This window comes from Mycobacterium sp. (genome assembly GCF_019243155.1).
GTDB lineage: Bacteria > Actinomycetota > Actinomycetes > Mycobacteriales > Mycobacteriaceae > Mycobacterium.
The window spans coordinates 1-12,972 of record NZ_JAFAUS010000537.1; the positions used below are offsets into that span (position 1 = coordinate 1).

Below are 12,972 nucleotides of genomic sequence, written 5' to 3' on the forward strand. Positions count from 1 at the left end.
GTCGCGCTCGACGCCGGCGTGGACGCGTCGCTGGTGATGCAGTTCTTCCGATCGAAGAACGAGTTGTTCGCCGCCGTCATGTCGATCTCACCGGATGCGTTGGCGCGCTTCGCGACCGCGTTCGACGGGCCCGATGAGCACCTCGGCGAGCGGGTCGTCCGCGCCTATCTCGGGGTGTGGGAGTCGTCCGAGGACTCGGAGCCGCTCATGGCGATGCTTCGCGGGGCAATCGTCAATGAGCAGGCCAGCGAGCAGCTACGGGAGTTCATTCAGGCGCGCCTACTCGATGGCACGGCCGCGCGCCGAGCCGATCACGACGACGCGGCGCTCCGTGCCGGCCTGGCGTCGTCGATGCTGGTCGGCATCGTGGTCGGACGGCAAATCGTCGGAGTTCCGATCCTCGCGAGCGCGGACATCGAAGCAATCGTGGCGCGCGTCGCACCCGCAATCCAAAGCGTCTTGGCCTGAGCCGATTTCAACCCGGGTAACGGCGGGGCGTGAACACCCGATCGCCGGAATCGCTTGAATACCACTGGGTTTGCGACGAGCCGATGATCAGCAGGCAGCGCATGTCGACGTCGGCGGGATCGAGATCAAAGAGCCGCACCACGCGGACATCTTCGTCGGGCCCGGATACCGAGCGACCGATCACCACCGGGGTGCCGGGTTCGCGGTGAGCCAGCAGGATGTCGCGCATCTCGCCGACCTGCCACGTGCGCGTCTTGGACGCAGGGTTGTAGATTGCCAGCACCAGATCGGCGGCCGCCGCGGCGGCCAGCCGCCCCGAGATCACATCCCACGGCTTGAGCCGGTCCGACAGCGAGATGACCGCGTAGTCATGACCCAGGGGAGCTCCGACCCGGCTGGCGACGGCCTGGGCGGCGGTCATCGCCGGGATCACCCGAATCCTTACTCCGGGCCACTGTTTGGCCTCTTCGAGGACGGCGGTGGCCATCGCGAACACCCCCGGATCACCCGAGGACACCACGGCCACGGTGCGGCCTTCCTCGGCGAGTGCGCAGGCCAGCCGCGCGCGTGCGGGTTCGTCTGTGTTGTCGCTGGCATGGCATCGCTGGCCGTCGCGGACCGGGACGCGATCCAGGTATCCGCCGTAACCGATCAGGTCCGTCGCGGCCGCCAACTCGCGTCGGCTCTGCGGTGTCATCCAGTCCGTGTCGCCCGGTCCCAGACCCACCACCGCGACGGTGCCGGCGGGCACCGATTTGCGGTGCAGTCGCCGTCCCCCCGGCAGCATCGCCAGCGAGAAGTAGGGCACGCTGGTCTCGTCGACCTCCGCGGCGGGCAGCACGCGTTGCCCGGGGGTGCTGGCCCGCTCCACGTAGAACGCGTCGTCGAGCCGCCCTGACGCCGAAAGGGCTTCCCGCACAGCATGATACGAACGCCCCAGCTTGAGCACCACGGCGGCGTCGGCGTCGGCGAGCCGGCGGGTCAGCTCGGCGGGCGGCAGGGTGCCCGGCAGCACCGACAGCACCTCGTCGCCGGCCACCAGCGGGGTGGCCACAGCCGCTGAGGCGGCGCTCACCGACGTCACACCGGGGATGATGACCGCGTCGAACCGCTCGGTGAGCCGGGTGTGCAGATGCATGTAGGAGCTGTAGAAGAGCGGGTCACCCTCAGCGAGCAGCGCCACGTTGCGCCCGGCATCGAGGTGCGCCGCGATGCGCCGCGTGGCGTCGACGTAGAAGTCCTCGAGCGCTCCGGCGTATCCGCCGGGATGGTCGGTCACTTCGGTGGTCACCGGATAGACGAGGTGCTCCTCGACCTGGCCGGGCCGCAGGTACCTTTCGGCGATGCCGCGCGCGATGCTGCGCCCATGCCGCGCGCTGTGATAGGCCACCACATCGGCCTCGCCGATCACCCGGGCCGCCTTGACGGTCACCAGCTCCGGGTCGCCGGGGCCCAGCCCGACGCCCCACAGCGTGCCTCGGGTCGTCATTCGGCGTCCGACGCGATCGCGTTGACGGCGGCCGCGGCCATGGCGCTGCCGCCACGACGGCCGCGCACCACAAGATAGGAAATGCCGCGTGGGCGGTCGATGAGTTCCTGCTTGGACTGGGCCGAGCCGACGAACCCGACCGGGCCGCCTAGCACCGCGGCCGGCGGCGCCACACCCTCGTCGACCAGTTCGAGCAGCCGGAACAGCGCGGTGGGTGCGTTGCCGATCGCCACCACCGCCCCGGGCAGCCGGTCGGCCCACAACTCGACTCCGGCTGCCGACCGGGTGTTGTGCCGGCGCTGGGCAAGTTCGGCGGCGCGGGGGTCGGCGACCAGCGACACGACTTGATTGTCGGCGGGCAGACGCGCGGAGGTGATCCCGGCGGCCACCATCGACGAATCGCACAGCACCGGGGCGCCGGCCCGCAAAGCCTCGCCGGCCCGCGCCACGACGTCGTCGGTGTAGGAGACGTGATCGGCGACGTCGACTTGCCCGCAGGTATGGATCAACCGGACCACCACACGTGCGATGTCGTTGGGGAAGCGGTCCAGGTCGGCTTCGGCGCGGATGGCCGCGAACGACTGGCGATAGATCTCCGCCGCGTCGCGGATGTAGTCGAGCACCCGCTCACCCTACGGCTTGGCGATCGTGGCCTAGTTTCGAAGCACCCGGTATCCGTCTCCGGTGGCGACCAGCACCTCGCCGGCCAGCGGGCTGCCGCACGCGCGCTCGCAGCCGACGAAGTGACGGTGCCCGGGGGAGTCGATCTCCAGCGCCCGAGCGGCGTCCGCCCGCACGTCGGCAACCGAGTGCGCGCACCCCGGGCTGCCCGTGCAGGCGCTGACGTTCAGCCAAGGCGAGTTCTCGTCGAACACCAAGCCCAACGGTGCCAGCACCCGCAGGGCGACATCGGCGACGGCCTCGTCGAGGTCACACACCAGCACCGACCGCCACGGCGTGATCACCATCGGCGCCTCGATCGCGGCGAGGTACTCGGCGACGCGCGCGGGCAGCACGCCCAGCGGCACCGCCGCCCCCAGCGTGACCCGGCCATCGTCCTGGTTCACCCAGCCCACCGGCGGCCTGGTCACCGGGGGGAAGGGCGGCCCGTCGAGTTCGGCGCCCGGCAGCAGTCGCTGGATGTCGTCCAGTTCTTGCACGCGCCAGGCCTTTCCGCGTGTCTGCACGAAACGCATCGCGATGACGACCAGCATCTCGATCACCTCGCCGGCGGGCAGTCGGACACCGGTGTCGCGCCCCGCCAGCAGCAGGGCACAGTCTTCGGCGAGCGCATGCACGCCCACGTCGGCAGCCCGCCCCGACACATCGGCGCGCCCGTCGTCGAGGCTGAACCAGAATCGGCCACCGAGCTCCGCGAGGCTTGGCTCTCCGCAGATCGCCGCGTCCAGTTCGGCGACCCACGGCCGGACGTCGAGGTTGCCGCCGGTCCGGCCCGACAGCGGCGACGCGACGATACTGCGGACCCGCTCATGCGTCGCCGACGGCAACAACCCCGCGCCCGCGATCGCCTCGGCGGCCGCCGCCACGTCGATGATCCCCCGCAATTGGACATTGCCGCGTGCGGTCAGCTCCAGCGTTTCTCCGCCCAACTCCGTCGCGACTCGGCTCAGGGTCCCCAGTTGCCCGGCGGTTATCGCGCCGCCGGGCAGGCGGACCCGCACCAACGCGCCGTCAGCCGCCTGGTGCACCTGCAGCGCACCCGGACAAGCGTCGGTGTCGCGGGCTCTTGCCATCTGCTCACGGTACGGGTCCGCGGCCGCTCACGGCATCCGGCGGGAGCCACCAGCAAAGAGAAATATATGCATCCACATTGTTTGCCAGCGCGCAGGCGGGGGGCGGGTACGGTTGGGAAAAATATGGCCCTGAACCGGCAGGGCCATTCCGCTCGGCCCTCGGGTCTTCCCGTCAGCGACCAAGGGTTAACTGGCGGGCGCTGAACGCGCTGCATGAGGGCGGTCCGGCAAAAATCGAGTAGCCAGCTACTCTAGGCGCGTTCCACGCCGCGCCGCACACTCACGCCATGGAGATTCGCGGCGATCACGCGGTGGTCCTGGGCGCCAGCATGGGTGGCCTACTCGCAGCTCGCGTGCTGGCTGATTTCTACGAACGGGTGACTCTCGTCGAGCGGGACACCTTGCCAACCGATCCGGAGAACCGGCGGGGTGTGCCGCAGGGCCGACTCATCCACGCCATTCAGGCGCGCGGCATCTCGATCCTCGAGGAGCTGTTTCCCGGCATCGTGGACGGACTCACCGGCATGGGCGTCGGGGCCTGGGATGACGGGGACCTATCGAAGCTGCACCTTAGGATCGGCGGACATTCCCTGATGCGTTCCGGCATCGCGCCAGGGGCACCCCTGGTGCTGTTTCCGAGCCGGCCCTTGCTGGAATGGAGTGTCCGACAGCGGGTCAGGGCCATCCCGAATGTGACGTTCCTCGAGGACCACGACGTGCTCGGCCTGATGACGACCCCGGATCTGGCCCACGTCACCGGAACTCGGGTTGCCGGTCGCGCCGAGGACCGCGAAACGACGTTGACCGCGGACCTGGTCGTCGACGCGACGGGCCGGGGCTCCCGGACGCCGGTCTTTCTCGAACAACTGGGCTATGGCCGTCCCGCGGAGGACGAGCTGGTGGTGCAGCTCGCCTATACCTGCCAAATGCTGCGCGGCTCATCGAATACCGTGCGGGAGCATCTGATTGCGCTGTTCCCCGAGCCTGGGCAGCCGAGGATGTTCGGGTGCATTCGGTATGAGAATGACACCTGGCAGCTGGCCGTCGGCACCATGGCGGGAGCTGAGCCACCGAGCCGTTTTGCTGACATGCTGGACTACGCCGCCGATTTCGCCCCGGCGCACGTGCTGGAAGCGGCTCGAAACGCCGAACCCGTTGGCGGCGTGGTGCACCATCGCTTCCCGTCGAGTCGTTGGCGCCGTTACGACAAGATGCGGCGGTTCCCGGACGGTCTGCTCGTCGTGGGAGACGCGGTGTGCAGCTTCAACCCGATCTATGGGCAGGGCATGACGGTCGCGGCGATGGAGGCCACGGTAATGCGCGATTGCCTGCGCCGCGGGGGCGACGGGCTGCCCCGGCGCTTCTTTCGCGCCTCCGCCAAGAAGATCCGGGTGGCCTGGCAAACGGCCGTCGGCTCCGACCTGGCGCTGCCGGAAGTTGCTGGGCCACGGCCGATCTCGATGCGGATCAGCAACGCTCTCGTCGAACGAGTGTCGATCGCAAGTGAAGTCGACCCGGTCGTCGCCGCGCAGTTCATGCGGGTCACCACCATGGTCGACACGCCGATTCGGCTGCTGCGGCCGTCCTTTCTGCTTCGCGTCGTGCGCTCGCAACATCGGCGTCCGGCGCCGCCGCAGTCGCCCGAACCGGGACGTCATCGCAAAGAAGAATCAGAGAGAGGAACTCAATTGTCGAACCAAAATATCGAGCTGACAAGGCAGGGCTACGAGGCCTTCAGCGCGGGTGATCTCGAAGCGGCGCTGAGTCTTTTCGAGAATTCAGCAGAGTGGACGATCAACGGCGAGAGCCTGATCGGCGGCACGTACCGCGGAAAAACCGAGCTCGCCGAACTATTCATGCGGCTCGCGGAGAAGTCGACTCATGTCGAGACGAAGCAGTTTCTCGCTGACGGGGATTTCGTCATGGTGATGACTGAAGTCACCGCCGGTGGCGAGACCGCGGCGGAAGCCGACGTGTTCGAACTTCACGACGGCAAGGTCGTCAGAGCGCACTCGTTCGGGGACACGGCGATGCAGGAACGCGTCTTCGGCAGCAAGCGGGTCGCGGCCGGCTGATCACGCCAGAGCCGTTAAACCTTGGTGGACAACGGATTCGGCTCGGGTAGCGGCTCCGCATGCGAGGCCTCGTCGTGCGGCACGTGTCGTAGGGGTTCGGGAGACTCCCGCAACCCCGGGCGGCTGTGCAACCATGCCAAGGGTTTGGGCGCCCACCAGTTGGCGCGCCCCAGCAGGTGCATGAAGGCCGGTACCAGGACCATCCGCACGAGGGTCGCGTCGACCAGGATCGCGACGGTCAACCCCACGCCAAACATCCGCATGAACGAGACCTGGGCGGCCGTCAATGCGGCGAACGCGATCGCCATGATGGCGGCCGCGGCGGTGATTACCCGGCCGGTGTGGGCCAGGCCGAGGGCGACGCTTTCGTCATTGTCGGCGCGGGTCCGACCGGACTGCAGCCAGTATTCGCGGGTACGGGCGATCAGGAAGACCTCATAGTCCATCGACAAGCCGAACGCGATGCAGAACAACAGCACCGGCATGTTGAGGTCCAGCGTGTGGGTATTGGTGGTGCCGAGCGCGCCGAGATGGCCGTCCTGGAAGATCCACACCAGTGCGCCGAAAGTCGCGCTGAGCGATATCACGCTGAGCAGCAACGTCTTCAGCGGTACCACGATGCTGCCGGTCAAGGCGAAGAGCAAGACGAACGAGGCCACCGCGATCACGGTCAGCACCACCGGCAACCGTCCGGTGACGGCCGCGACGGTGTCGTTGTTCATCTGCGCATAGCCGGACAACAGGATTGACGCGTTGTCCGGCCGGGGGACCGCGTGTAACGCCTGCAGTTGTGTCTGCGAGCGGTGTGAGAACAACGGCGCGGTGCTGGCCACGGTCAGGTATGCGCTCCCGTCGCCGACGGCCGCCGTCCCGGCGGGGGGCCCGATCTGCTGGCCGCCGGCGAACATTCCGGCCGGCGAGGACACCCACGTCACGTCGGGCACCTGTGACAACCGGGCGGCATAGTGGCCCAGGTCGACCGCGGTGACACCGGTGGCGTCCGGCATGACCACCTCGATGTTCTTGGCCGAATCGGTCGCGAACTCCGTACGCAGCACGTCGCCCACGTGGTGAGCGGACGCCGACCTGGGCAGCACCCGGTCGTCGGGCACGCCGCTGTGGACGCCGAGGAATGGCGCGCCGAGGATCAACAGCAGCACCGTCACCCCGAGAGCCGCCGGAATCGAGTGTCGGACAACGAACTTGGTCGAGCGGTACCAGAACGTCTGCTCCGCTCGCCGGGGCGCATCCACGCCGCGGGAACGACGGCGGAACAACCGGCGCACATCGAGTGAATCGAGGCGATCGCCGAGCAGCACGATCAACGCCGGCGTCACTAACAGCGCACCCGCCGCCGCGAAGACGACGACCGCAATACCGGCGTAGGCGAACGATTTCAGGAAGTACATCGGGAAGAGCAGCATCGGCATCATCGCCAGCATCACCGTCACCGACGAGAACAGCACCGTGCGGCCGGCGGTGGCCATCGTCTGCACCAGCGCCTGATCGCGGGGCGCGCCGTCAGCCAGCTCATCGCGATAGCGACTCAGGATGAGCAGCGTGTAGTCGATGGACAGCGCCAGCCCCATCGCGGTTGCGAGGTTGAGCGCGAAGATCGACACGTCGGTGGTGTAGGTCAGTGCGCGCAGCACCGTCATCGATCCGAAGATCGCCAGCCCGCTCACGAACACCGGCAGGGCCGCCGCGACCAGGCCGCCGAACACGGCGACCAGAACCAGGAAACTCAGCGGCACCGCGATCGACTCCATCATCAGCAGATCGCTTTCCGTCTGCTCGGAGATCTGGGCGTCGATGGCGGCCGACCCGCCGGCCCGGACGGTGACACCGTCGCGGTCGTGGATCACCTCGTCGGACAGCTTCTGGGCGTACGCCGGTGAATTACGCTCGCCGCCAACGAGATCGGCGACAATAAGAGCGGACTTGGCGTCCTTGCTGATGAGCGACGCGGCTATCTGCGGCGGCGCATCCCACGGCGACAACACGTGGGCGACGTAGGGAGAGCTGTTGAGCTTGCCGGCGATTTCGGTTCCGACCGCGCGGACTTTCGGGGACGTCGCGCCGTCGGGCGAGCTGACCAGGATCAGCATCTTCGTGTCGGTCCGGTGAAACTTGTGTTCCATCACCGCCGCGGCCCGTGCGGACTCCGAGCCCGGATCCTGAAAGCCGCCGCCGGCCAGACTCTTGACGCAGGGGATGCCGAAGACGGCCATCGCGACCATGACCAGCAGCGCGATCGCGACGATTCGGCGCGGCGCGGTCAAGGCGAGTCGTGCGAGTGTCTGCATGCTCAAGCCGCCATCATAAAGCCGCGATGATCTCGGTCAGGAGCTTCAAAGTGTGATCGATCATTTCCGGGGTGTGCTCGCTGGACAAGAAGAACCGCAGCCGAGCCTCGCGCTCGGCCACGGCGGGGTAGGCGATGGGGTTCACGTTAATGCCCGCGTCGGCCAGAAGCACGGCAGCCTGCACGGCCTTGTGGGTCGAGCCGATCATTACCGGGATGATCGGAGTGCCGTGGGCTGGGCCGACATCGAAACCGGCCGCCTTGGCGCCGTCGAGGAATCGCTGCGAGTTGGCCCGCAGCCGCTGTAGACGCTCCGGCTCGTCGGCGATCACGCGGATCGCTTCGATGGTGCCCGCGGCGGTGGCGGGCGTGAGGCCGGCGGCGTACAGGCTCATCCCGGGCGCCGACATCCGGCAGGCGTGGATGAAATCCCGGTTGCCGGCGATGAATCCGCCGTGGTTGGCCAGCGCCTTGGACAGGGTGCCCATCCAGATGTCGACCGCGTCGCCGGGCAGGTCGAACAGTTCGCGGATGCCGCGACCGTGTTCACCCAGCACGCCGAACGAATGGGCCTCGTCGATCATCACGAAGGCGTCGTGCCGGCGCGCGACCTCGATCATCTCCGGCAGCGCCACGTAGTCGCCGTCCATGGAGTAGACGCCTTCGAGGATCACCATCGCCCGCTCAAAGTGGCTTCGGGTGCGGGTGAGCAATGTGTCCAGGGATTCGGGGTCGTTGTGCCGGAACTGCAGTCGCTGGCAGCCGGCCCACTGGGTGCCCGTGACGATGCTGTTGTGCACCAGCGAATCGCAAACCGCCAGGTCGTTTTCGCCGAGTACGAAGCCGATCACTGTGGCGTTGGTGAGGTAGCCGCTGCCGACCGTGGTGGCGTCGTCGACGTCGTAGGTCTCGGCGAGCAGCGCCTCCAGCTCGTGGTGCAGCGTGATGTTGCCCGAGACGATTCGGGTGGCGCCGCTGGTGGTGCCGTAGCTGTCCAACGCATCCTTGGCGGCGGCGATCAACCGCGGGTGATTGGCCAGCCCGAGATAGTTGTAGCTCGAGTAGTTGATGAACTCGCGGTTGTCGAGCTGGATCGTCGCCCCGTTGGGTCCCTCGTGGCAGCGGTAGTACGGGCTGGGCCGGTTCACCGCCGCCAGACCGTCGGTGAGTTCCTTGTCGCGCGCCAACGACTCCTGCACCTGGGGCAGGTCGGTGAGCAGCGTCCGCGAACGCTGACGGGCCGGACGGTTGGGCGTGCGGTGGACCGTCGGTCGTGGGCTCGTCGCGGCGCCGGCATGACCACGGGCGGGTCGGTGCGCAACCGTCGCGCCGTGCGGCGCCGCCGGAGCGCCAGCCGCAGTTGAGGATTCGGTCTGCCCGTCCAGCCGGTCGAGCAGCTGGCGCGCCAGTTTGCGTGCTTCGGGACTCATCAGACCGTCACCAACTGGTCGCCGAGCCGCGTTGCGAGTGCGGACAGGCCGCCGGAGCGGGTGAGTTCGAGGGGAGAGATCTCCACGTCCAGGGCGATGCTGACGCGGGCGCGCAGTTCGACTGCCATCAGTGAGTCCAATCCGAGTTCGGGAAGCGGGGTCTGGCAGTCGACGGCCTCAGCGGGGATACCGAGAACCCCGGCCGCGTGTTCGGCCAGCATGTAGGTGAGCACTTCGGCTCGTTGGTCGGTCGGCATCGCGACGAGTTCCGCTCGAACCCCGCCTGCCGCCGTGTTGTTCGACTTCGCGGCCTTCACGTGCTCGACGAACCGCGGGCTGCCCGCCGATGCCGGATGCATTGTCGACCACTTCGCCCAGTCGACGTCGGCGATCGTCACCTGAACGGGGTCCAGGCCCATCGTCACGTCCATGTACTCGCACGCGGCGGTGAGCGGGATCGCGTTCAACCCGTTGAGCGCGAGGTACGCCGAGATCTGCTCGTTCGAGGTGGCCATCCCGCCGGACAGCGCACCCCAGTTGACCGCCAGCGCGGGCAGTCCGAGATTCGCCCGGTGGTGGGCCAGGTGGTCCAGCACCGCGTTGGCTGCGGCGTAGCTGGTCTGGGGGATCAGGCCGGCCTGGCTACCCACCGAGCTGTACAGCACGAAGTGGTCCAGTTCGGTGTCGGCCAGTGCCTCGCTGAGGATCAGGGCGCCGCGCGCCTTCGGGGTCAGCACCGAGTTCAGGGCCTGCTGAGTGACCTGGGTGAACGGCTCGTCGGCCAGCACGCCGGCGGCGTGGAACACACCGCGCAGCGGCGGGCCGTCGGACAGCCGGGTCAGTAGTGCGTTGACGCTGGCCCGGTCGCCGACGTCGAGGCTCTCGACCCGCACGTTGGCGCCACCGGCCCGCAGCGCGCCCAGTGCCGCTTCCTGCTCGCCGTTGGTGACACCCCGTCGGCCGGCCAGCACGATCGTCCCCGCGCCCTTGGCGGCGAGCCACGCGGCGGTGGCCAGACCGAAGTCGCCCAAGCCGCCGGTAACCAGATATGTTCCGTCCGAACGGATTTCGGCGGACGGCTTGGCGTGCTTCACCATCGGCCTGGGCTCGGTGAAGTCGAGCACCACGCGGCCGACCTGGTTGGAGCGGGCGACCAGATCGAAGGCTTCGGCCAGGTGCGAAGCGGGCAGGATCTGGGCGGGCAGGAAGTCGTAATCGCCCGCGCGGATCAAGCCGAGGACCTCGCGGTTCACCTGCCGCAGCAGGTTGATCCGCTTGGCGCCCATCCGGTCGAGGTCGATCGAGATCAGCGACAGGTTCTTGTCGAACACGGTCAGATCGAGGAGCCGCGCGCCGTAGATCTCGCTCTTGCCGACCTCGACAACGCGACCGAACTCGGCGGCGACCTCCAGATTGGCCAGCACCGCCTCGCCGGGAGCCGAGCTGATCACGACGTCGACGCCGTGGCCGCCGGTGAGCCGGCGCACCTCGTCGGTGGCGCTCAGCGATCGGGAGTCGACGACATGTTCGGCGCCGACGCTTCGCAGCAGGTCCGCCCGCTCGTCGTTGGAGGCGGTCGCGATCACGCGGGCGCCGGCCTTGGCGGCGATCTGGACCGCGGCCATGCCGACACCGCCGGCGCCGCAGGCCACCAGCACCCACTCGTCGGGCTGGACCCGGGCGGCGTGTTTCAGCGCGTAGTGCGCCGTCATCAACGCCACCACCGAGCCGCAGGCATCCATCGGCAGGTCCTGGCCCGGCTCGATCAGTCCGATGTCCGGGTTCACCGACGTGGTGACGTAGCGCGCGCACATCCCCGGCACGCTGACCCAGCGCGACTCGCCGACCATGAAGCCCCTGACACCCGGGCCGACGCGCGTAACGACGCCGATGCCCTCCATGCCCAGGTTCATGCCGAAGTGGGTGCCGGCCATCTCGCGCTCGCCGAGCATGCCCAGGACCTTCATCGGGTCCTTGTAGTTGAGTCCCACGCCCTTGATCCGCAGCTCGATTTCGCCCGGTCCGGGATCGTGGCGCGGAACCTCGCGCAGGGCGAGGTCGGCCAGCAGGCCCGATCGGGGAACCTCGACTTCGAAATTGGCCGTCGGGTCCAGCAGGGGCGGAGCTTCCTCCAGCGCTTCCAGCCTGCCGGTCAGGCAGTACTCGCTGGCGGCCGCCATGCGCAGCTCGTCGCGCAGCGCGACCTCGTCGGCGTCCTCGTCGGCGTAGCCCCCGGTCACCAGCGATTCCAGGACAAGCGAGCTCAGCGAGGTCGCGTGATCGGTGTCGACCAGGCGCCAGTTCAGCGCGGCCTGCTCGTTGCGCAGCACCCGGCGGGCGCCGACCAGCGTGGCCGCGGCCAGGTCGGGTGGGTCGACATCGCCGGGCACCGGCAAAGCGCCGCGGGTGAGTATCAGCCCGCGGATCGGCCAGTCCGCACCGTCGACGAGCGCCTCGTCCTGCACGGTCTGCACCGCACGGGCGACGCCGGTCAGCATCGCCGGCAGCTCGCCGACCCGCAGCAGCGGATCGGACAGGGGGGCGTCGGCGGGGGTCGCGGCGATCAGCGTGACCACGATCGGGCGGGTGTCGCTGGGGTCCTGCGCCAGCAGGCGCCGCAACTCGGGCTCGACATCGGCGGCGACTCGGGCCGGGTCGCTGCCGTGCACGGCGAACACCTCGTCCGTACCGCGTTCGCGGGCGTATCCGCGAGCCCACTCGATGGACTCGTCGCCGGCCGCGATCAAAAAGACCCGCTCGCCGGCCAACGCCTCGGCGCGGCGTTCGGGGTCGCGGGGGGCCCGGGGCTGGAATACCGGTTCGACCCACAGCCGGTCCAGCTCGTTCAGCATCGGCGACTGCGGGCTGATCGGCCGGAACTGCACGCGGTGCAGTTCGACCAGCACCTGGCCGCCCTCGTCGGTGAGAACCACGTCGGCGACCAACGCCGCCTCGCCGGGCTCCGGCGCGCAGCGCATGACGCCGACCATCACCTGATCTGTCAGCGGGGCGAACTGCCGGACGTGTCGCACCGAGGCCGGGACGACCGCCCCGCCACCCGATGCGTCACCGGCTCCCGCCAGCAGCGCCACGCACTGCAGCGCGGAGTCCAGCACCGCGGGATGAGCCTGGTGGTTGGACGCGGCGACGCTGGTGTCGGTGGCGTCCAGCCGGGCGAGCACCGCGGAGTCGCTGACCTGCGCGTGCACGATCCGCTGGAAGGCCGGCCCGTATTGCAGGCCGATCTCGGCCAGCCGGGGATACAGCTGCTCGGCGGAGATCTCAGGGCCGCCGACGAGGGCGGGCAAGGCCAACACCGGCCGCACCTGTCCGTCCACGATCCGTCCGGTTGCGTGCCGGGTCCAGCCGCCGCCCCCGGCGCCGCGCGAGCTTGCGGTGAACCGCCCGCTCGAGGATTCGACGGTCAGGCGCAGGGTCGGAACGTCGTTGT

General features: G+C 68.8%; 8 protein-coding genes. 2 read left to right on the forward strand and 6 right to left on the reverse strand.

The features are described 5' to 3' along the window. On the forward strand, positions 1-468 hold a 468-nt coding region (locus JOZ00_RS27275; protein ID WP_293350906.1), incomplete at its 5' end, for a hypothetical protein. Between the two features lie 7 nt (positions 469-475). Here JOZ00_RS27275 and JOZ00_RS27280 read toward each other — a convergent pair. From JOZ00_RS27280 to cobG, 3 genes are read right to left on the reverse strand one after another with little or no spacing between them, the layout of a single operon-like run. Further along, a complete protein-coding gene (locus tag JOZ00_RS27280) occupies positions 476-1,957 on the reverse strand; it encodes a precorrin-2 C(20)-methyltransferase (RefSeq protein WP_293350909.1) in 1,482 nt (493 codons plus the stop codon). Continuing rightward, positions 1,954-2,580 carry a precorrin-8X methylmutase gene (locus tag JOZ00_RS27285; protein ID WP_293350912.1) on the reverse strand — a complete coding sequence of 209 codons (627 nt, stop codon included), beginning with the start codon at positions 2,578-2,580 and terminating at the stop codon, positions 1,954-1,956. Before JOZ00_RS27285 ends, JOZ00_RS27280 begins: the two co-directional genes overlap by 4 nt. Positions 2,581-2,610: 30 nt before the next feature. Beyond that, on the reverse strand, positions 2,611-3,711 hold the full coding sequence (cobG, locus tag JOZ00_RS27290; protein WP_293350915.1) for a precorrin-3B synthase: 1,101 nt from the start codon (positions 3,709-3,711) through the stop codon (positions 2,611-2,613). A gap of 287 nt (positions 3,712-3,998) precedes the next feature. Here cobG and JOZ00_RS27295 point away from each other — a divergent pair, with 287 nt between their 5' ends. Next, entirely contained in the window at positions 3,999-5,786 is a 1,788-nt protein-coding gene (locus JOZ00_RS27295; protein WP_293350918.1) for a nuclear transport factor 2 family protein, read from the forward strand. Positions 5,787-5,800: 14 nt separating this feature from the next. Here JOZ00_RS27295 and JOZ00_RS27300 read toward each other — a convergent pair whose 3' ends face one another. The 3 genes from JOZ00_RS27300 to JOZ00_RS27310 all read right to left on the reverse strand — a co-directional run. Beyond that, complete coding sequence (locus tag JOZ00_RS27300; protein ID WP_293350928.1) at positions 5,801-8,092, reverse strand: MMPL family transporter; 2,292 nt, start codon at positions 8,090-8,092, stop codon at positions 5,801-5,803. Between the two features lie 13 nt (positions 8,093-8,105). Then, positions 8,106-9,521, reverse strand: a complete 1,416-nt coding sequence (locus tag JOZ00_RS27305; protein ID WP_293350921.1) for an aminotransferase class I/II-fold pyridoxal phosphate-dependent enzyme — start codon at positions 9,519-9,521, stop codon at positions 8,106-8,108. After that, on the reverse strand, positions 9,521-12,972 hold a 3,452-nt coding region (locus JOZ00_RS27310; protein ID WP_293350924.1), incomplete at its 5' end, for an SDR family NAD(P)-dependent oxidoreductase. The genes JOZ00_RS27305 and JOZ00_RS27310, both read right to left, overlap by 1 nt.

Bases quoted from the DNA above. Each gene is read 5' to 3' on its own strand.
- JOZ00_RS27280 (WP_293350909.1), bottom strand. From the start codon at position 1,957: ATGACGACCCGAGGCACGCTGTGGGGCGTCGGGCTGGGCCCCGGCGAC.
- cobG (WP_293350915.1), bottom strand. From the start codon at position 3,711: ATGGCAAGAGCCCGCGACACCGACGCTTGTCCGGGTGCGCTGCAGGTG.
- JOZ00_RS27295 (WP_293350918.1), top strand. From the start codon at position 3,999: ATGGAGATTCGCGGCGATCACGCGGTGGTCCTGGGCGCCAGCATGGGT.
- JOZ00_RS27300 (WP_293350928.1), bottom strand. From the start codon at position 8,092: ATGCAGACACTCGCACGACTCGCCTTGACCGCGCCGCGCCGAATCGTC.
- JOZ00_RS27305 (WP_293350921.1), bottom strand. From the start codon at position 9,521: ATGAGTCCCGAAGCACGCAAACTGGCGCGCCAGCTGCTCGACCGGCTG.